The organism is Nonomuraea sp. NPDC049141 (assembly GCF_040648415.1).
In the GTDB taxonomy this organism is placed as follows: Bacteria; Actinomycetota; Actinomycetes; order Streptosporangiales; family Streptosporangiaceae; genus Nonomuraea.
The window spans coordinates 620,115-638,070 of sequence record NZ_JBEZDR010000003.1 but is presented as its reverse complement, the minus strand read 5'-3'; the positions used below and the strand labels follow the sequence as shown (position 1 = coordinate 638,070).

The 17,956-nt window shown below is 71.0% G+C and carries 18 protein-coding genes; 8 read left to right on the top strand and 10 right to left on the bottom strand.

The window, feature by feature from the left end; genetic code table 11:
* Position 1: 1 nt before the first annotated feature.
* From AB0B91_RS11375 to AB0B91_RS11350, 6 genes are all read right to left on the bottom strand, one after another.
* Positions 2-268: a sigma factor gene (locus AB0B91_RS11375; RefSeq protein WP_358318168.1), complete on the bottom strand. Its 267-nt coding sequence runs from the start codon at positions 266-268 to the stop codon at positions 2-4.
* A complete protein-coding gene (locus AB0B91_RS11370) occupies positions 268-1,155 on the bottom strand; it encodes a hypothetical protein (protein WP_358318167.1) in 888 nt (295 codons plus the stop codon). The genes AB0B91_RS11375 and AB0B91_RS11370 overlap by 1 nt, the downstream gene beginning before the upstream one ends.
* A 21-nt stretch (positions 1,156-1,176) precedes the next feature.
* Positions 1,177-1,935: a hypothetical protein gene (locus tag AB0B91_RS11365; protein ID WP_358318166.1), complete on the bottom strand. Its 759-nt coding sequence runs from the start codon at positions 1,933-1,935 to the stop codon at positions 1,177-1,179.
* Positions 1,936-1,982: 47 nt separating this feature from the next.
* Positions 1,983-2,240 carry a hypothetical protein gene (locus AB0B91_RS11360; protein ID WP_219533256.1) on the bottom strand — a complete coding sequence of 86 codons (258 nt, stop codon included), beginning with the start codon at positions 2,238-2,240 and terminating at the stop codon, positions 1,983-1,985.
* Between the two features lie 87 nt (positions 2,241-2,327).
* Positions 2,328-2,564 carry a DUF397 domain-containing protein gene (locus AB0B91_RS11355; RefSeq protein WP_214643800.1) on the bottom strand — a complete coding sequence of 79 codons (237 nt, stop codon included), beginning with the start codon at positions 2,562-2,564 and terminating at the stop codon, positions 2,328-2,330.
* Positions 2,565-3,386, bottom strand: a complete 822-nt coding sequence (locus AB0B91_RS11350; RefSeq protein WP_214643811.1) for a helix-turn-helix transcriptional regulator — start codon at positions 3,384-3,386, stop codon at positions 2,565-2,567. It abuts the gene before it with no gap.
* A gap of 221 nt (positions 3,387-3,607) precedes the next feature.
* On the opposite strand from AB0B91_RS11350, the gene AB0B91_RS11345 reads away from it, so the two are divergent.
* Both AB0B91_RS11345 and AB0B91_RS11340 read left to right on the top strand, forming a co-directional pair.
* Positions 3,608-4,114: an ATP-binding protein gene (locus AB0B91_RS11345; RefSeq protein WP_358318165.1), complete on the top strand. Its 507-nt coding sequence runs from the start codon at positions 3,608-3,610 to the stop codon at positions 4,112-4,114.
* A gap of 79 nt (positions 4,115-4,193) precedes the next feature.
* Complete coding sequence (locus AB0B91_RS11340) at positions 4,194-6,617, top strand: helicase-associated domain-containing protein (protein ID WP_358318164.1); 2,424 nt, start codon at positions 4,194-4,196, stop codon at positions 6,615-6,617.
* Here the strand turns inward: AB0B91_RS11340 and AB0B91_RS11335 are convergent.
* Positions 6,601-7,599 carry an ABC transporter substrate-binding protein gene (locus tag AB0B91_RS11335; RefSeq protein ID WP_358318163.1) on the bottom strand — a complete coding sequence of 333 codons (999 nt, stop codon included), beginning with the start codon at positions 7,597-7,599 and terminating at the stop codon, positions 6,601-6,603. The two genes, AB0B91_RS11340 and AB0B91_RS11335, sit on opposite strands and share 17 nt — an antisense overlap.
* Before the next feature lie 134 nt (positions 7,600-7,733).
* Here AB0B91_RS11335 and AB0B91_RS11330 point away from each other — a divergent pair, with 134 nt between their 5' ends.
* The 3 genes from AB0B91_RS11330 to AB0B91_RS11320 are packed head-to-tail and all read left to right on the top strand — an operon-like array spanning position 7,734 to position 10,557.
* Complete coding sequence (locus AB0B91_RS11330; RefSeq protein ID WP_358318162.1) at positions 7,734-8,741, top strand: iron chelate uptake ABC transporter family permease subunit; 1,008 nt, start codon at positions 7,734-7,736, stop codon at positions 8,739-8,741.
* A complete protein-coding gene (locus AB0B91_RS11325) occupies positions 8,738-9,745 on the top strand; it encodes an iron chelate uptake ABC transporter family permease subunit (protein WP_358318161.1) in 1,008 nt (335 codons plus the stop codon). Before AB0B91_RS11330 ends, AB0B91_RS11325 begins: the two co-directional genes overlap by 4 nt.
* Entirely contained in the window at positions 9,745-10,557 is an 813-nt protein-coding gene (locus tag AB0B91_RS11320; RefSeq protein WP_358318160.1) for an ABC transporter ATP-binding protein, read from the top strand. The genes AB0B91_RS11325 and AB0B91_RS11320 overlap by 1 nt, the downstream gene beginning before the upstream one ends.
* Before the next feature lie 27 nt (positions 10,558-10,584).
* Here the strand turns inward: AB0B91_RS11320 and AB0B91_RS11315 are convergent, their stop codons facing one another.
* Positions 10,585-11,106, bottom strand: coding sequence for an RICIN domain-containing protein (locus AB0B91_RS11315; RefSeq protein ID WP_358318159.1), 522 nt, complete (start codon positions 11,104-11,106; stop codon positions 10,585-10,587).
* Between the two features lie 248 nt (positions 11,107-11,354).
* On the opposite strand from AB0B91_RS11315, the gene AB0B91_RS11310 reads away from it, so the two are divergent.
* Positions 11,355-14,351 carry an AAA family ATPase gene (locus AB0B91_RS11310; RefSeq protein WP_358318341.1) on the top strand — a complete coding sequence of 999 codons (2,997 nt, stop codon included), beginning with the start codon at positions 11,355-11,357 and terminating at the stop codon, positions 14,349-14,351.
* Here the strand turns inward: AB0B91_RS11310 and AB0B91_RS11305 are convergent.
* Positions 14,320-14,895 carry a helix-turn-helix domain-containing protein gene (locus AB0B91_RS11305; protein ID WP_358318158.1) on the bottom strand — a complete coding sequence of 192 codons (576 nt, stop codon included), beginning with the start codon at positions 14,893-14,895 and terminating at the stop codon, positions 14,320-14,322. The genes AB0B91_RS11310 and AB0B91_RS11305 overlap by 32 nt on opposite strands.
* Positions 14,896-14,988: 93 nt before the next feature.
* Here AB0B91_RS11305 and AB0B91_RS11300 point away from each other — a divergent pair, with 93 nt between their 5' ends.
* Positions 14,989-15,303, top strand: coding sequence for a rhodanese-like domain-containing protein (locus AB0B91_RS11300; protein WP_358318157.1), 315 nt, complete (start codon positions 14,989-14,991; stop codon positions 15,301-15,303).
* Positions 15,304-15,399: 96 nt separating this feature from the next.
* A complete protein-coding gene (locus AB0B91_RS11295; RefSeq protein WP_358318156.1) occupies positions 15,400-16,695 on the top strand; it encodes a tryptophan 7-halogenase in 1,296 nt (431 codons plus the stop codon).
* On the opposite strand, the gene AB0B91_RS11290 is transcribed toward AB0B91_RS11295, so the two are convergent.
* Entirely contained in the window at positions 16,646-17,899 is a 1,254-nt protein-coding gene (locus AB0B91_RS11290) for an ArgE/DapE family deacylase (protein WP_358318155.1), read from the bottom strand. The two genes, AB0B91_RS11295 and AB0B91_RS11290, sit on opposite strands and share 50 nt — an antisense overlap.
* Positions 17,900-17,956: the final 57 nt, after the last annotated feature.

Sequence of the window (17,956 nt, the reverse complement as noted above, 5' to 3'; positions counted from 1 at the left end):
GTCAGCCGACCTCAGCCCGTACGGCCGACGCGTGCAGCGCCTTGCTCACCAGCCAGCCGCGCAGCGAGCCGTACCGGGGCTCGTACGACAGCGGCCGTTCCCACAGCGCGACGAACACGTCCTGGGTGATCTCCTCGGCGAACGCCCGGCTCCCCGTGACCTTGACCGCCACCCCGTACACGAACGGGCTGTGCTCGTCATAGGCGGCGGCGAGCGCGTCGAGGTCGCCCGCGACCAGGCGGGCGTGCAGGTCCAGGTCGCCGGCCATCAGTCACACCCCAGCGTGGCCGCGGCCCGCATCAGCTCGCGGGCGAGCGCGGGATCTCCCTCGGCCGCGTACGGAAAGGAGCCCGGCGGCCACCGGTTGGCCAGCAGCTTGCAGAAGTGGACCGCGTCCGCCGACACCAGCACGGCGACGCGGTCCGGCGTCGGCGAGAGCGGGACCGTCCACGTGCCGCCGCCGGCACCCGTCAGCATGACGGTGGCGGCCACGTCGCGGCGCGGTCCCTTGACGGCCTTGGGCAGCAGGGCCAGCCCGAACTCGGCGATCATGCGCACGTGCTCGTCGGCCGGGGGCGCCGAGGACCTGGCGGTGGCGCTCCTGATGTCGTCGGCGTGCGTCCAGGTCTCGAACGTCCGCTGGATCATCGCGTGCCGCAGCGGCCCGCGCACCGGGCGGGTACCGGTCCCGGCCAGTTCCACCTCGACGCCGAGCAGCACGCCGGAGCTGCCGGAGACGCGTTCGAGCAGGGAACCGGCCTGCGCGCGCCAGCGCCGGTGGACCGGCAGGCCGGCGACGGCCGGTAGGCCCATGAAGGCCGCGACTCTGGCGTCGTTGGCGGCCAGGTGCTCGACCATGCCGTGTACGGTGCCGTGCTTGGCCAGCGGCGCCTCCCACTGCGCCACGCTCAGCTCGCCCAGCAGTTCGTCCATGAGCGCCACCTGCTGGGCGTAGGGAACGGCCACGGCCGCGACCGCGGTCTCGGCGGGGCTGCGCCGCAGCCGCGCCTTGGACAGCATCGCGTCGCGCAGCCTGGGAGGTGGGGCGACCGCCTCACCCGGCGCGTCGAGGAGCGCGATGGCCGCGCTGCAGTCGGGACACGAGGCGACGTGGTCGTCGGAGCTCTGCCCGTTAGAGAGGTACGAGTCCGTCATGGCTACCTCCGCAGCACGACGCTAACTCGATGCGCCTCCGGGCGCCAGACGGCTGCCGGGGAAGGGTGACAGGAGGGTCTCGCGCCACGGCCCGTCGAGGAAGTCGCGGGCCCGCCTGGACCAGTCGAGCAGGCGCTTGTCGGGCGGCACCTCGTCGTCGAGGCCGAGGGCGGCGTCACGGGCCCGCTGCGTCCTCAGGTGGTCATCGAGCGACACGCCCCAGACCGTGACGGCCTCGGTGTCGCAGAACAGGACCTCGTACAGGCCGACCAGGTGGTGGCCGTGCTCGGCCAGCAGCGGGGCGCGTTCGGTGCGGACCGCCTCCAGGTAGTCGAGGGCGGCGCCGGGTCGTACGCGGGCGCTCTCGAACACGTAGAGCTCGGCGGTGTCCACCTCGCTCAGGTCCGGGCAGCCCGGCACGGCGCCGAGCGGACGGGAGAACGCGGAGAAGCGCAGGTCGTCGATGTCGGAGAGGAACAGGCGTTCGTCCACGCCCTGGTAGATCTCCATCATCTGGCGCCAGCCGCCGTCCCAGCCGCCGTGACAGTCCCACAGCGTGACCGCCTTGAACTGCGGGTGGCCGGTGATGCCCACGGCGTAGAAGGCGCCGGCCAGGTCGATCTCACGGGATCTGATGGACATGCCGGAGGTCAGCGTGGGCGCCTGGCGGGCCTCGTCCTCGCGCTTGTAGCGGGTCAGCCAGGTCAGGTACTCCATCGGCCGGCGCGAGTTCATGGGCCGGAAGTCGACCTCTTCGAGAAGGTAGATCCCACGCCGCATCCAGGGCTCCTTTGACCAAGCGATTGCTCGGCCTTCACCCTAGCTGATCAAGCGACCGCTTGGGTAGGCTGCGGCCCCCTCCCCGTCAGCCACTCCAGCACCCTGCGGTGCCCGGAGGCGGCATCCTCGAAGTGTCCCCAGTGCCAGTAACGCGGTTGGTCACGGACGCCCGTGACCCAGGTGCGATAGGAGACGGCACCGCCGGAGGCCGCGGGCGCGACGCCGTAGGTGCGTATCACGACCTTGCCGCCGGGTGCGAAGAGCACGTCGTCGGCGATCGGATAGAGGGTCATTTGGTCGAGCATGTCTCGATCATGGAGGCCGGAGGAGGCAGGGCGGTTACGCCTCCGGCGCGCCTCCGTTAAGGAGCCGCGCCGGAGGTTAACAGCCTGTTACACCAGCAGGCCGTCGAACTCCCCATCCTTCACTCCGAGCACGAGGGCCCGGATCTCGTCGCGGGTGTAGATCAGGGCCGGGCCATCGGGGAAGCGTGAGTTTCGCACCGCCACCCCGCCGTCGGGGAGCTTCGCGAGTTCGACGCAGTTCCCCTGTGAGTTGCTGTAGCGGCTCTTGCGCCAGGCGACCTGCTTGAGGTCGGCCGCGGGCATGCCGTTATAGGTCTGCTTCATCTACATCTTTCTGAGAAGACCGCCGATGAGCTCGACTGTGCCCCCTGGCGTGGTGCTCTCCACGCATAACTGCTCCATAGCCGTGAGATATGGATCGATGTCCTCACGCTTGTCCAGGTACAGGGCACCCCAGAGCTGCTCGACATAGACAACGTCCGACAAGTCGGACTCGGGAAATCGCAAGATGCTGAAAGCGCCACCTTCAGCGGCATGCATGCCGTACCTGAAGGGCATCACCTGAATGGTGATGTTGGGAAGGGCGGCGACTTCCAGCAGATGCTGAAGCTGCTCGGACATGACCTCCCGCCCGCCGATGGTCCTCTTGAGGGTCGCTTCGTCGATGACCGCCCACAGTCGTGGGCCGTCCTTCTGCGTGAAGCGCTCTTGTCGCTGCATGCGCAGATGCACGCGGCGCTCGATCTGCCCAGGGGTCTCATCGGGGTTGCCGAGTCGGTATACCGCGCGTGCGTATGCAGCCGTCTGCAACAGGCCAGGCACGAACTGCACCTCATAGGTACGGATCACGCTGGCTGCTTCCTCCAACCCCACGTACGTGGTGAACCACGCGGGCAGAACGGCTGAATACTTGTGCCACCACCCGGGGGTGTTGGCTTCGCGGACCATCTCCAGCAGAGCACGGCGCTCGGCGTCGTCGACGACGCCGTACAGGGTGAGCAGGTCCTCCACATCGCGTGTCTTGAATCCGACGCGACCGAGTTCCATTCGGCTGATCTTGGACTCGGACGCCCGGATGTGGAATCCGGCCTGGTCGCGGGTGAGCTCGCTGGCTTCACGCAGCCGCCGCAAACTGGCGCCAAGCATGATGCGCCGAACGGTCGAACCTGAACCGGGCGGATCGAGGGACACGTGCTGCTCCTTGGTCGTTTCCTTAGCACACAGTCTGTCACTCCACGGCCGAAAGATCATATGCCGCGGACAAGATCCCCTTTCCCACCGATTGACCTTTTGAGGCAAAGGTAGCGGTTGCACGGGGTGTCTGCACGTGCATTCGCTCTTGCACCTGCACGAGAGTTTGCTCCAGAATGATCAATGTGCAAACCACCACGGCGACGCAGGGCCAGTGGACCACGTTCGACTGGTGGCCCCCGGTCGACTGGTGGCCGGAGGCCGCGCGTGACCTGCTGGTTCCAGGGCCGGCCATGAGCGCCACGTTCGTGCTCCCGCCCACGCCGTCCTCGATCCACGCCGTCCGCAGCTACACCAACGGCACCCTGACGGCGTGGGGGCTCGGCGAGCTGATCGAGAACATGGAGCTGGTGGTCTCCGAGTTGGCGACCAACGCGCTGCGGCACGGGTTACACCTGGCCGAGGGCCGTTGCCAGCGCCCGGTCCACATGTCCCTGGTGCGCCGCGGCCCACTGGTCACCAGCGCCTTCACCGATCCAGGCTCATCGGTGCCCACGCTGAGATACCCTGGCCCTCTCGACACCGGCGGCCTCGGACTCCACATCGTCGAATCGCTCAGCCATCGATGGGGCTGGTCCGCACTCGCGCCCCACGGGAAGATCGTCTGGGCAGTCCTCTCCTGACCGGGGGTGATCTGCATTACCGTGGATGCTCATGGCTCACGGTGAGTCCCTGCGTGCGACCCCATGAGAGTGCTGACAGATGGATGATCACCTGCTCGGCTGGCTACGAACACTTGACGAAGACAGGCTGGGACGCATCCTGGCGACCCGGCCCGACGCCATCGCGGCGCCCTGGCCGCGGCGGCTCGACACCCTGGCCCAACGGCTCGGCAACGGATTCGCCGTGATGGAGGCCCTGCGCGGCCTGCCTCTTCCCTGCCTTGAGCTGGCTCAGGCGTGCCTGGTCGTCCGGCACGCCACTCCCGAGCGGCTGGCGGCCTTCCTCGGCGTGCCGGCCGAGGAGATGACCCCCTGGCTCGACCTCCTCCATGATCACGCACTTGCCTGGCCCGACGGCGAGGGCGTCATCCGCCTGGCCGAGGGCGTGTCCCGGTGGTGGACCGCGCCACTCGGCCTGGGCGAGCCGCTCGACCACTACCTCAACTCCTGGACGATCAGCGCCGACACGCTGCGCTCGCTCGCCCGAAACCTGGGGCTCCCGCCCCACGGCAACAAGCGCCGCACGATCAGCCGGGCGAGCGAGGTGCTCGGCGACCGCGCGCGGCTCGACGCGTTGCTGCGCCACGCCCCCGAGGGCACGGTCAAGCTGCTCGACGGCTTCGCCTGGGACGGCCCCGTACGCGACGTCGACGGCGGCCGGTTCGTCATACCCGGCACGCCGGAGAAGTGGTCCGCCGACCACGGCCTCCTCTACCGGCCGAGCTGGCACGTCGCCGAGATGCCGCGCGAGGTGGCGCTCGGCCTGCGCGGGCCCGGCTACCACCCGCCGTTCACCCCCGAGCCGCCCGAGGTGGTCACGATCCCGATCGACCCGGAAGAGGTCGATCACCTGATGACGCTGGCCGCCCCGCACGTGGTCGAACGGTGCGCGGCGCTGCTCGACAACACCTCCAAGGCGCCGCTGCCACTGCTGAAGACCGGCGGCGTGGGCGTGCGCGAGGTACGCAGGGTGGCCAAGGAGACCGGCTGCGACGAGGACGAGACCCGGCTGCTGCTGGAGGTCTGCACCGTGGCCAGGCTGCTGGCCTGGGACGAGGCGTCCGGCGGCATGATCCCCACCGAGCGGTTCGACCGCTGGCGGCTCGACGAGGGCTCGGCCAGGCTGCGGGTGCTGCTGTCGGCCTGGTGGCGCATGGAGCGCTCGTCGCTGCGCAAGATCGACGGCAAGTACGGCACCGTGCTGGGCGACGACCAGTCGGGCGCCGCCGTGGCGCGCGTGCGCCGGGCGGTGCTGTCGGTCCTGTCCCATCTGCCGTCCGGCACGGCCTTCGCCGACCGCGCCGCCCTGGTCCGCAACGTCCACTGGCACTCTCCGCTGCTCGACCAGGCGCTGCTGGCCGAGTGCACGTCCGCGGTGCTCGACGAGGCGCGGCTGCTCGGCCTGCTGGCCAACGACTCGCTCACCGACCTGGGCCGGGCGCTGGCCGGGCTGGCCGCCAAGGCGGGCGACGAGAGCGACGACGCGGTGCCGCTGGTCGAGCACGACCCGATGCTCATGGAGGCGTCGACCAGGGCGCTGGCCAGCGTCCGCAGGAGCGCGCTGTTCGGGCCCGACCTGACCGCGGTGGTGACGGGACCGCCGTCCGCCGAGCTGGCCGCGCTGCTCGACCGGGTGGCCGAGCGGGAGTCGCGGGGCGCGGCCTCGGTGTGGCGGTTCACCACCGAGAGCGTGCGCCGCGCGCTGGACCACGGCTACGAGGCCGACGAACTGCTGACGGAGCTGTCCGGCGTCGGCACCATCCCGCAGCCTCTCGAATACCTCGTACGAGACGTCGCCCGCAGGCACGGCGAGGTGACGGTGACCATGGTGGGCTGCGTGGTGCAGGCCTCCGACCCGGCCCTGCTGGCCGAGATCGCCGGTCACCGGCGGCTGACCCGGCTCGGCCTGCGGCTGCTCGCCCCCACCGTGCTGGTGAGCTCGGCGGGCCCCGAACGGACGCTCGGCGCGCTGCGCGAGGCCGGCTACTCACCCGTCCCGGTCGTCGACGGTGGCGGCGAGATCACGATCCGCCGCACCCGTGTCGAGGAGCCGCCGAACGGCAAGCTCATCCTGCTGCCCGGCGGTCAGGTGGCCGAGCTGTCGGAGTTCGAGGCGATGGCGGAGTTCGAGGCGATGCCGCACAACATCGCCGAACCGATCCCCGACCCGCACGAGCACGCCGCCCGCCTGATCTCCGCCGACCGCGCGGCTAGCGAGCGCAGCGGTCGCACCTGGGCCGTCATCGGCCGGATGGCGACCAGGCTGCCGACGGCGCAGCAGTCACTTCTCGGCTTCGTCGTCGACCGGGGCGTACGCGCGGGCATCACGCTGACCGACGGCCTGACCGCGACGATCAGCCACGGCGAGCTCAAGGGCGGTGCCCTCGACGCCTGGTGCGAAGAGGCCGGCGATTACCTGGAGTTCCCGCTGGCCGAGATCGTCGAGGTCACGGGAGCTTATTAGCCTTCTTCAGGTTGGCGACCAGGCCCTCCACGAAGTCGGCGTAGCCCTGATAGCTGTAGGGGGCCTCGGCGCTCCACGGGTAGAGCTGCCCGGCCTTGACCGCGGGCAGCTTGGCGAAGGTGGGCTTCTTCATCATCTCCGCGGGTTTGAGCGACTGGGTGCGGGTGTCGTACAGGATGACGTCGGCGTCGTAGGTGTCGGCGTTCTCCCAGCTCAGCGTCTGGAAGAAGCCGCCCTCGTCGACCTTGGCGGGCGTGACCACGTTCAGGCCGTTCTGGGTGAGGTGCACGATGTCCGGGTACTCGGGCGGGTTCACCACCCACATGGAGTCGGGGCCCGCCGACATCATGAGGATCTTGAGGTCCTTGAACGCCGCCAGCTCCTTGCTGGCCGCCTCCAGGCGGGCCTTGGCCTCCGGCACCCCCTGCAGGTCCGCGCCCAGCGACTTGGCCAGTTCCTCGTACTTGCCGATCACCTGCATGGCGCTGCGCCCGGTGAGCATGATGCCGGCCGTCGGGGCGACCTGCTCGATCGTGGCCTTCGACTTCTCCGGCACGTACCAGAGCGTGCCCTTGATGTACATGCTGCTGACCAGCAGGTCGGGTTGGAGCGCGATGTACTGCTCGACGTTGAACTCGTCCCAGACGTTGCCCAGTCCCTGGACCTTGGTGATGTCGACGTTGCCCACCTGGGGGTCTCTGGTGCCGTCCTTGAGCTTGTGCGGGCCGAAGACGCCGACCGGGCGCACGCCGAAGTCCCACAACGCCGCCGCGGAGCCGACCTGGGCGACCACCCGGGCAGGGCGCTTGGGCAGGCTCAGCTTCTTGTCGCGGTCGTCGGTGAACGTCCACCCGCCCGCCGCTCCGGTCGGGGCCGCCTGGGTGGGGGTGCCCTCGTCACCGCAGGCCGCCAGCGTCAGGGCCGCCGCGAAACCTGCCGTGGCCGCGAGGAACCCCCTGCGTGGCAGTATCGGTCCCGACATGTCAATCTCCTAAGGTTAGGCTTGCCTTGCTACCGAGGCTTTACATTAGCCTCGCGTAAATTCGGCTGGGACGAAAGGGGGTGGGGTTGCCTGTGGGTGAGCAGGTCACAACGTTGGTCGCGGACGAGCCTGTGGTGTCCCGGGGACGTCCGGCCGCGCTGGCCGGTGGGCTGGTGGTCGCGTTCGGCGTGCTGGTGCTGGTGGCGATGGCGAGCGTGGCGCTGGGGGCGCGGTCGGTGCCGCTGTCCACGGTGCTGGACGCGCTGACCGCCCCCAACGGGTCGAGTGACCACACGGTCATCCGCGAGCTGCGCGTCCCGCGGACCCTGCTGGGCATCGGCGTGGGTGCCGCGCTCGGGCTGGCGGGGGCGCTGATGCAGAGCCTGACCCGCAACCCCCTGGCCGACCCCGGCCTGCTCGGCATCAACGAGGGCGCCGCGCTGGGCGTCACCCTCGCGTTGGGGCTGTTCGGGCTCTCGGACCCGGCCGTCTACGTGTGGTTCGCGTTCGGCGGCGCCGCCCTGGCCTCCGTCGTCGTCTACGCGCTGGGCTCGTCCGGCCGCTCCGGCGCCGGTCCGGTACGGCTGGCGCTGGCCGGCATCGCCGTCGGCATGGTCTTCACGGCGGTGGCCTCGGCCATCCTGCGCATGGACTCCCAGACGTTCGACCGGATGCGGTTCTGGCTGACCGGTTCCCTGGCCGGGCAGACCTCCGACGTGCTGCTGCGGCTCGCGCCCTTCATGGTCATCGGCCTGGTGGTGGGGCCGCTGCTGGCCAGGCCGCTGAACATGCTCGCGCTGGGCGACGACGCCGGCAAGGCGCTGGGCGTGGCCGTCACCCGCACGCGGGTCCTCACGGCCGTTTCGGTCACGCTGCTCTGCGGCTCGGCCACGGCCGCGGCCGGGCCGCTGTGGTTCGTCGGGCTGGCCGTGCCGCACGCCGTACGCGCCGTGGTGGGTCAGGATCAGCGGTGGGTGCTGCCGTACACGATGCTGGCCGCGCCCGTGCTGCTGCTGGCGGCGGACGTGGCGGGGCGGCTCATCGCCCGGCCCGGCGAGGTGCAGGTGGGCATCATGTGCGCCGTGGTCGGCGCGCCGATCTTCATCCTGATGGCCAGGCGCAGGAGGCTGGCCGCGCTATGAGCCTGCGTTTCGGCCCCTGGTCCGTACGGCTGGCGCCGCGGGCCCTCGTCGTCGGCCTGGTCCTCGTTCTGGTCGCGTTCGCCGTGGCCGTGGCGGCGATCTCGACCGGCGAGTTCACCGTGCCCGTACCCGATGTGCTGACCGCGCTGTTCGGCCACGGCACGCCCGTCGCCGAGCTGATCGTGGGCAAGCTGCGCGCGCCCAGGGTGGTCACCGGGCTGCTGGTGGGCGCGGCGTTCGGGGTGAGCGGGGCGATCTTCCAGAGCCTGACCAGGAACCCGCTCGGCAGCCCCGACTTCATCGGCTTCACCGCCGGCGCCTCGACCGGGGGCATCCTCGGCGTGATCGCGGGCGGCACGGCGCTGCAGATCGCGGGCGGCGCGCTGGCGGGCTGCGTCGGCACCGCCGTGCTGGTCTACGCGCTGGCTCATCGTGGGGGCGTGCAGGGGTACCGGCTGGTGCTCGTCGGGATCGGCGCGAACGCGCTGCTCCTGTCCGCCAACTCCTACCTCCTGACCAGGGCCAACATCAACGACGCCGCCACCGCGGGCGCGTGGCTCACGGGCAGCCTCAGCGGGCGCGGCTGGGACCACGCGATCCCGGTGGCGGTGGCGCTCGCGGTGCTGCTGCCGGTCTGCGCGTTCGTGTCGCGGCCGATGCGGATGATCGAGATGGGCGACGACGCGGCGAAGGCCATGGGCATCCGGGTCGAGGCCGTGCGGGCCACGGCCATCGCCGTGGGCGTGCTGCTGTGCGCGGTCGCCACGGCCGCCGCCGGGCCGGTCATCTTCGTCGCCCTGTCGGCGCCGCAACTGGCCAGGCGGCTGACCCGCTCGCCCGGGGTGACGATGGTCGCGTCGGCGCTCATGGGCGCCGTACTGCTGACGGGCGCCGATCTGGCCGCCCAGCGCGTGCTCGCCCCCACCCAGCTGCCCGTCGGCGTGCTCACCGCCGCGATCGGCGGCGCGTACCTCGCCCTGCTCCTGCGGAAGGACCGTTACTGATGGCACTCCCCCGGTCCGCCCGGCTGTCGGGCAGCGACCTCACCCTCGCCTACGACCAGCGCGTCGTGGCGGCCGAGCTGGACGTGACGATCCCCGACGAGTCGTTCACCGTGATCATCGGGCCGAACGCCTGCGGCAAGTCCACCCTCCTGCGCGCCCTGGCCAGAATGCTCAAGCCCAGGAAGGGCGCGGTCCACCTCGACGGCAGCGTGATCACCTCACTGCCGTCGAAGGAGGTGGCCAGGCGGCTCGGGCTGCTGCCGCAGAGCTCGATCGTGCCCGACGGGATCACCGTGACGGACCTGGTGGCCCGTGGCCGCTACCCGCACCAGAAGCTGATGCGGCAGTGGTCGCGCGCGGACGAGGCCGCGGTGACCGAGGCGATGCGCGCCACCGACGTGGCCGAACTGGCCGACCGGATCGTGGACGAGCTGTCCGGCGGCCAGCGGCAGCGGGTGTGGCTGGCGATGGCGCTGGCGCAGGAGACGCCGATTCTGCTGCTCGACGAGCCGACGACGTTCCTCGACATCTCCCACCAGATCGAGGTGCTGGACCTCTGCGCCGACCTGCACGAGGCCGGACGCACGATGGTGGCGGTCCTGCACGACCTCAACCAGGCGTGCCGTTACGCCACCCACCTCATCGTCATGCGCGACGGCGCCATCGTGGCCGAGGGCGAGCCGGCCGGGATCGTCACGCCCGAGCTGGTGGCCCAGGTGTTCGACCTGCGCTGCGAGATCATCGCGGATCCCCAGTCGGGCACCCCGCTCATCATCCCCGAGGCGCGCCGCCGGGTGCGGACGACGGCCTGATCCCGGCACACGCGCGAATATGGCGTTCTAGTCCGCCGAGGTGCCGAGGAAAGCCTGGTTGAGGCCATTGTGGTAATACCAGGTGTCGATGGCCGCGCCCTGGGCGCCGCTCGCGCCGAGGACTTCCATGAACAGGCCGCTGGCCACGTTCTTGATCGGGTAAGCGAACGCGTTGCCCGGGGTGAGGGTGGTGTCCCAGAGCTGGAGGTCAGTGCCCTTGCAGCGCCACTGGTAGAGCTGGTGGGCGACGCCGCCGTCGCTGGTGATGCACTTACCGCTGTGCCGGTTGACGATCTGGAAGTGCGATCCGACCGGCTGGAACTGCCAGATCTGGTTGTCGCCCGATAAGGGCCACTGGATGATTCTGGCGCCGTCTCCCGTGGCGCCCCCTTCGACGTCCACGAACAGGAACGCGTTGGACACCGGAGAGAGACGGACGGTGAAGCCGCTGGCGGCGTTGGCGGTGCCGGTGCCGGCCAGCATTGCCGCTGCGGAAACGGCGCCGATCGCCGCGATGGTCTTCGCTTTCTTGAGCGAGGTCCTGAACATTTTATGCTCCTATCGAATTTCCTCCGGTCGAAATACCGGGTGGCGAAATGAACGTTATTCGCTAAGGAGCCGGCCGCACTTCGGGCAACAACCTTATTCGCGATCCACGCCGTACCTTAGATGTGCGGGGGCTCTCCCTAGCTGCGAGGTTCCAGAGCATCGGCCGCGCTTCGGGCGGCAGCCTGCCTACGGCGTCTGCCGTACGTCGGATCTGTACAAGATTGTCGGCAGGTGCGAGTGTGTCGGTCATGCGCGGGATGGTGGTCAGCCCGGTCTTCGTGGGACGACACGAGGAGCTCGCGACCCTGGCGAGTGAGCTGTCCAAGGTACAAACGGGACGTGCCTGTTTTGTCCTGGTCGGTGGCGAGGCGGGCATCGGTAAGACACGCCTGGTCGATGAGGCCACCCGGCTGGCCGAGACGTCCGGCCTTCGTGCCCTCACCGGCCGCTGCGTGGAGCTCGGCCCGGAAGGGCTGCCGCTGGCGCCGCTGGCCGAGGCGTTGCGGACGCTGAGCCGGTCGGCCTCGCCGGAGCAGGTGGACGCGTGGCTGGGGCCCGCCCGGGGTCCGCTGGCCCACGTGCTGCCCAGCCTGGAGCCGATTCCCGGCACGGCTGCCGATCAGGGCGCGCACCTTCCCGAGCTGGTGCTGGGGATGATCGAACGGCTCAGCGCGGACCGGCCGCTGATGCTGGTCCTGGAGGACCTGCACTGGGCCGACCAGAGCACGCTGAACCTGCTCACGTACCTGATACGAACTCTGCGCGAGGCCCCCGTGCTGATGGTGGGGACCTACCGGTCCGACGAGATCCACCGCAGGCACCCGCTGCGCCCGCTGCTGAGCGGCTGGGAGCGGATGCGCCAGGCGCGCCGCCTGGAACTGGTCAGGTTCCGCCGCGACGAGGTGGCCGCCCAGGTCGCGGCCATCCTCGGCCGGCCCGCCGACCCCGGCACGCTCGACCTGGTACTGGATCGTTCCGAGGGGAACGCCTTCCTGGTCGAGGAGATGGTCGAGGTGGTACGCGACGGCGGCGGCGATGCCGCCGGGCTGTCCCCGACGCTGCGCGACCTGCTGCTGATCCGCGCCGAGGCTCGCTCGGCGGCGGCCCAGCGGTTACTCCGTGCGACGTCGGCGGCCGGACGGCAGGTGCCCGAGCGGCTGCTGGCGGCGGTGGCCGGAGGGGAGCCGGCGGCGCTGTTCGAGGCGCTGCGCGAACTCGTGGAGAACCATCTGCTGCTGGTGGACGAGGGCGGCCAGGGGTACGCCTTCCGGCACGCCCTGGCCAGGGACGCGGTCTATCACGACATGCTGCCCGGCGAACGGGCCGGCTGGCACGTGGCGTACGCGCAGGCGCTGTCGTCCAATCCCGATCTTGCCGCCGATCAGGCGGGAGCGCCCGCGGCGCTGGCTCATCACTGGCTGGCCGCGCTCGACCTGCCCGCGGCGCTCCCCGCGCTGCTGGCAGCGGCCAAGACGTCGGCGATGTACGCGCCGGCCGAGCAGCTCACGCACCTGGAACGGGCTCTGGAGATCTGGCCCCGGGTGCCGGACGCCGCCGCGCTGACCGGCACCGACCTGATCGAGGTGCTGACGGAGGCCGGGGACGCCGCCTACCGGGCCGGATCGGTGGACCGGTCACGCTCCCTGGTGGGCCAGGCGCTGGCCGAGCTGGGCGAGAACGGCTCGGTCTCCCGGCGGGCTCTGCTCATGTGGCGCCGCGGGCGCACGCTGCTCGACCTCGGACAGCATGACGAGAGCATCTCTATCCTGCGGGCGGCGCTCGACCTACTGCCCGCCGAGCCGCTGGAGTACGCCCACGTCGCGCTGCTGACCCCGCTCGCCGCAACGTACATGCGCGACGGGTCCATGCAGGAGGCGGCGACCGTCGCCGAACGCGCTGTAGCCGTGGCCACGGCGGTGGGTGCGCATACCGAGCAGGCTGAGGCCCTGATCACCCTGGGCTGGGTGCGGGCGTTCCTCGGCGAGGCCGAGTCCGGCATCGCCACGCTGATGGACGGACTGCGGCTGGCCGAGCAGATCGGCGCGGTGGAGACGGCGATGCGCGGCTGGACCAACTCCAGTGACGCGCTGGAGATGTTCGGCCGCCACCAGGAGGCCATCGACAGCGCGAACGCGGGCCTGGAGTTGGCCCGGCGCACCGGCAGCGTCCGCACTCACGGCGCCTACCTGGCCGGGAACATGATCGAGTCCATGGTGCACCTCGGACACTGGCAGGAGGCGCGGCGGGCGATCGCGCAGGCACTGCGCAGCGAGCCGGAAGGGCTGTTCTCCGCGGCGCTGCTCGAAAGAGCGGCGCAGATCGCCGTGCTGAGCGGGCGGGGCGAGGAGGCCGCCCGGATCGCCGGCCAGGCCAGGGCTATGGTGATCGACTCCAACGAGCCCCAGTTCCTGCACCCGCTGGCCGGTGACCTGGCCGAGGCGCAGCGCCTGGCCGGTGACCTGGACGCCGCCCTCGCGACGATCACCGAGGCGCTCCGGCATCCCGGCCACGCCCATCTGGCCCGCTTCTCCCTGCCGCTCATCTGGCTGGGCACCAGGATCGGGATCGACCGGGCCATCCTTGCCCGCGACAGGCGAAAGGCCGGCCCATCCGACGAGATCGTCGAACAGCTGGTCGCCATGGTCGGCGACTTTCCCGTGATCACCCCCGCCGACCAGGGGTACGCCCTGATGATCGCGGCCGAGCAGACCCGGCTCCCAACGGCTGGTCCCCCGTCCAGCCAGGAGTGGCATGGCGCCGTCACGGCCTGGCGGGCCGCGGACGAGCCGTACATGCTGGCCTACTGCCTGTTCCGGCTGGCGGAGCGGCAGTGCGCCACGAGTGATCGGGGCGAAGCGGTGCGGGCGGCCGCCGAGGCGTCCCGGCTGGCCGCGAGGCTGGGCGCCGAACCGCTGTCCGCCGAGATCGACGCCCTGGCCAGGCGGGCCCGGCTGGTGCTCAGCGACGAGGTCTCCGAGGAGCCGGCGCCCACCTCACCGGATCCGATGGCGCAGTTCGGCCTGACCGAGCGTGAGCGCGAGGTCCTCGGCCTGCTCGCCGCCGGACGGTCCAACTCCCAGATAGCGGCGGAGCTGTTCATCAGTCCCAAAACGGCGAGCGTGCACGTGTCCAACATCCTCGCCAAGCTGGGCGTGACCGGCCGGGTCGAGGCCGCCGCCCTGGTCCACCGGCTCGCCCCGTCTCATCCTGCGCTCATCCCACCAGGGCCCCGACCAGGGCGGTGATCGCGTCGCGTGCGCGGGCCTCGCCGTACTCCTGCCTGAGCACGCCCGCCACCTCGGCCGCGGTGGCCGCGAGCAGCGCGTGCGACAGCACGTCGGCGTCGGACCCCGGACGCGACGCCGCCAGCAGGATGGCCGTGTGGCGGTGCCAGAAGCGATAGGCCCCGATCCGGTAGCGGGCGCCCGGACTGGCCGTCTCGGACATGCGTACCAGGTCGAGGTGGGCGAACAGATAGTCCAGATAGGCGTCGACGAAGGCGGTGAGCCGGTCGCGGGCGGGCGCGCCGGGACCCAGCGGCGGCGGGCCGGACAGGATGCGTTCCTGCAGCACCCGTTCGCGCTCGTCGAGCAGCGCCACCGCGAGCCCGGACTTGTCACCGAATCTGCGGAACAAGGTCCCCTTCCCCACCCCTGCCTCGGCGGCGATCGCGTCCATGGAGACCGCTTCGACCCCCTTCTCGGCGAACAGCCTGGCCGCGGCGGACAAGATCTTCCCCCTGTTGCGCGCCGCGTCCGCGCGTTCGTTGACCTGACGGCCGTGGAGCATTTCCAGCGGCTGCCTTGACGAACCGGACCGCGGTCCGCTAGCTTTCGAGCGATCCACAAACCGGACTGTAGTCCATTTGAACCGGAGGCCACAATGACCATAACCCGTGAAGAGCCCCATGCGGCACTCGGCACGGTCACCGTGCTCGACACGCTGGGCGGCGGCTACTACGCCCAGCAGCATCTGCCCGGCGCCATCGCGCTGGTCGAGAGCGAGGTCGCCGAGCGGGCTCCCGCGCTGCTGCCCGACAAGAACGCGCCGATCATCACGTACTGCTCGAATCCGGCTTGCAACAACAGCAAGGCCGTCGCTCGCCGCCTGACCGCGCTCGGCTACACGAACGTGCGCAGGTACGTCGAGGGGATCGAGGACTGGGTCGGGGCGGGCCTGCCCGTGGAATCCTCGTAGAACATCGTTCTTGGAGCGTGCCAAAGGACGTGGAACCGGACCTGCGGCCTGGGTGACCCTCTGGAAAGCCAGATCTTTCTTCAGGGGGAATCAACCATGGACCACGCCGTCGTCATCGGCGCGAGCATGGCGGGCCTGCTGTCCGCCGCCGCGCTCCACCGCAGGTACGCCAGGGTCACCGTGATCGACCGCGACACGCTGCCCACCGTCGACGTCCATCGCAAGGGCGTCGGCCAGAGCCGCCACGCGCACGGCCTGCTCGCCAGGGGCCGTGAGGTCATGGACGAGCTGCTGCCCGGGCTCACCGCCGAACTCGTCGCGCAGGGCGCGCTCCTGGGCGACCTGCAGAGCCAGGCCCGCTGGATCCACAGCGGGCAGCCGCTCGCCCGCGCGGAGAGCGGTCTGCTCGGGCTGTCGCTCAGCCGGACGCTGCTCGAAGGGCAGATCCGCCGCCGTGTCACCGCCCTGCCCGGCGTGCGCGTGCTGGACGACCGCGCCGTCACCAGCCTGCTCGCCCAGCAGGGCCGGGTCACCGGCGTGCGGCTGGCGAACGGCGACCCGATGCCCGCCGACCTGGTCGTCGACGCCTCGGGGCGGGGCTCGCGCACGCCGTTCTGGCTGTCCGAGCTCGGCTACGACCGGCCCGCCGAGGAGCGGGTGACGATCGATCTGAGGTACGGCACGCGCGAGTTCCGTCGCCGGCCGGACCAGCTCGACGGCGATCTGGTCCTCGTGGTGGTGCCCACTCCCGAGATCCCGCGCGGCGGGGTGGCGCTGGCGCTGGAGGACGACCGCTGGGTCGTGACCATGGCCGGATACGGCGGCGCCGGACCGGAGCTGCCGCTGCGGCAGTTCGCCGCCTTCGCCGAGACACTGACCGCCCCCGACCTGCACCGACTGATCACCGTCGCGGAGCCGATCGGGGAGCCGCGCTCGTACCACACCCCGGCCAGCGTCAGGTACCGCTACGAGCGGCTCTCCCGCTTCCCGGAGGGCCTGCTGGTCGTCGGGGACGCCCTCTGCGCGTTCAACCCGTTCTACGGCCAGGGCATGTCGGTCGCCGCGCTGGAGGCCAAGGCCCTGCTCGACCCCGACCTGCGTCCGCTGCCGTTCTTCAGACGGATCACCAAGGTGCTCGACGCGCCCTGGGACATCGTGGTCGGCGGTGACCTGCGGCTGCCCGGCGTGGAAGGGGAGCTCACACCGAAGATCCGGATGGTCAACGCCTACCTGGAGCGCTTCCACGCGGCGGCGGCACACGACGCCGACCTGGCCAGGCGCTTCCTCCGGGTGGCGAACCTGATGGACGCGCCGCCGTCACTGATGAGTCCGGGGGCGCTGCTCAGAGTGTTCCGCAACGGCGCACCACGAGCGTTGCCAGCGCTCGTGTGACCTCGCGCAGCTCCCGCAGCTCGACCTGCTCCCTGGGGGCGTGCGCGTACCGCACGTCGCCAGGGCCGTAGTGCAGCGCCGGGATCCCGCCCGCAGCGTAGAGCCGCAGGTCGCTCCCGTACGGCGCGGCCTTCTCGATCGGCCGCGTGCCCGTCGTGTCGGCGACGGCCCCGGCCACCTCCGCCAGCAGCGGGTGCGCCTCGGGCAGCCGTCCGCTGGCGAACTGCCCGCCCGGCCAGGTGATCGCCGGCGGGTGGTCGCGCAGCCACGGGTGCGCGACCGCCAGCACCGCCGCCTCGAACGCGGCCCGCGCCGCCGCCGGGTCCTCGCCGAGCCTGACCCCCATCCGGCCCTCCGCGACGAGCAGGTCGGGCACGCTGCTCGCCCAGTCACCCGCCCGCACGGTGCCGATCTCGATCGGGTACGGCATCGCGTTCCCGTCGAACAGGGCCGGCACGTCACGGTTGCGCTCGGCCTCCAGGCGCCGGATCGCCTCGAACACCGGCCAGAACACCTCGACCGCGTTGACCCCCTCGTACCGGGTGGCCCCGTGCGCGGCCCGGCCGGCCACCTCCAGCCGGAACGTCAGCGCCCCCGCGTTGGCCGTGATGACGGCGCCGCCGGTCGGCTCGGTGATGACCGCCGCCTCCGCCGTGTGGCCCCTGGCCAGCGTGGCGAACGCGCCGAGGCCGCCGTCCTCCTCGCTGATCACGCAGTGCACGGCGAGCGGCCTGGCCAGCCGTACGCCGGCCTTCTTGAGCGCGCGGACGACGGCGAGGTTGGCCACCAGCCCGGCCTTCATGTCGCAGGCGCCGCGGCCGTGCAGGGTGTCGCCGGTGATCCGGGCGGCGAACGGGTCGTTGCCCGCCCACTTGGCCGGGTCGCCGATGGGCACCACGTCGACGTGCCCCTGCAGCGCCAGTGCCGGGATGCCTTCGCCGCCGGTCACGGCCACCACGCCGTAGCCCTCGGTCCTGGGGGCCTCGGTGCCGGGGAAGCCCGTGCGGCGGCCGAGGGCGTCGAGGTCCAGTTTCCAGACGTCCACGTCCAGATCCGCCTCGGTGAGCACGCGGGCGAGGCGGTGCTGCAGGTCGGATTCGGCGTCGGTCCCGGTCACGCTGGGCACTCTGACGGTCTCGGCCAGCAGATTCACGGTCTCGGTGTCGTCGATGGCCTGGAGGACCCTGGCTTCCGCGTCGCGCATGAAGCACACGATCTCATGACGTGAACTCAGGTAGTTATTCGTGGCAATACAAGGGAG

What these genes read in the sequence shown, in the direction of transcription:
- AB0B91_RS11290 (WP_358318155.1), bottom strand. Translation starts at nt 17,899, where the DNA reads ATGCGCGACGCGGAAGCCAGGGTCCTCCAGGCCATCGACGACACCGAG.
- AB0B91_RS11325 (WP_358318161.1), top strand. Translation starts at nt 8,738, where the DNA reads ATGAGCCTGCGTTTCGGCCCCTGGTCCGTACGGCTGGCGCCGCGGGCC.
- AB0B91_RS11320 (WP_358318160.1), top strand. Translation starts at nt 9,745, where the DNA reads ATGGCACTCCCCCGGTCCGCCCGGCTGTCGGGCAGCGACCTCACCCTC.
- AB0B91_RS11310 (WP_358318341.1), top strand. Translation starts at nt 11,355, where the DNA reads ATGCGCGGGATGGTGGTCAGCCCGGTCTTCGTGGGACGACACGAGGAG.
- AB0B91_RS11360 (WP_219533256.1), bottom strand. Translation starts at nt 2,240, where the DNA reads ATGCTCGACCAAATGACCCTCTATCCGATCGCCGACGACGTGCTCTTC.
- AB0B91_RS11335 (WP_358318163.1), bottom strand. Translation starts at nt 7,599, where the DNA reads ATGTCGGGACCGATACTGCCACGCAGGGGGTTCCTCGCGGCCACGGCA.
- AB0B91_RS11315 (WP_358318159.1), bottom strand. Translation starts at nt 11,106, where the DNA reads ATGTTCAGGACCTCGCTCAAGAAAGCGAAGACCATCGCGGCGATCGGC.
- AB0B91_RS11295 (WP_358318156.1), top strand. Translation starts at nt 15,400, where the DNA reads ATGGACCACGCCGTCGTCATCGGCGCGAGCATGGCGGGCCTGCTGTCC.
- AB0B91_RS11300 (WP_358318157.1), top strand. Translation starts at nt 14,989, where the DNA reads ATGACCATAACCCGTGAAGAGCCCCATGCGGCACTCGGCACGGTCACC.
- AB0B91_RS11350 (WP_214643811.1), bottom strand. Translation starts at nt 3,386, where the DNA reads ATGCTTGGCGCCAGTTTGCGGCGGCTGCGTGAAGCCAGCGAGCTCACC.
- AB0B91_RS11375 (WP_358318168.1), bottom strand. Translation starts at nt 268, where the DNA reads ATGGCCGGCGACCTGGACCTGCACGCCCGCCTGGTCGCGGGCGACCTC.
- AB0B91_RS11370 (WP_358318167.1), bottom strand. Translation starts at nt 1,155, where the DNA reads ATGACGGACTCGTACCTCTCTAACGGGCAGAGCTCCGACGACCACGTC.
- AB0B91_RS11305 (WP_358318158.1), bottom strand. Translation starts at nt 14,895, where the DNA reads ATGCTCCACGGCCGTCAGGTCAACGAACGCGCGGACGCGGCGCGCAAC.
- AB0B91_RS11365 (WP_358318166.1), bottom strand. Translation starts at nt 1,935, where the DNA reads ATGCGGCGTGGGATCTACCTTCTCGAAGAGGTCGACTTCCGGCCCATG.
- AB0B91_RS11345 (WP_358318165.1), top strand. Translation starts at nt 3,608, where the DNA reads ATGATCAATGTGCAAACCACCACGGCGACGCAGGGCCAGTGGACCACG.
- AB0B91_RS11340 (WP_358318164.1), top strand. Translation starts at nt 4,194, where the DNA reads ATGGATGATCACCTGCTCGGCTGGCTACGAACACTTGACGAAGACAGG.
- AB0B91_RS11355 (WP_214643800.1), bottom strand. Translation starts at nt 2,564, where the DNA reads ATGAAGCAGACCTATAACGGCATGCCCGCGGCCGACCTCAAGCAGGTC.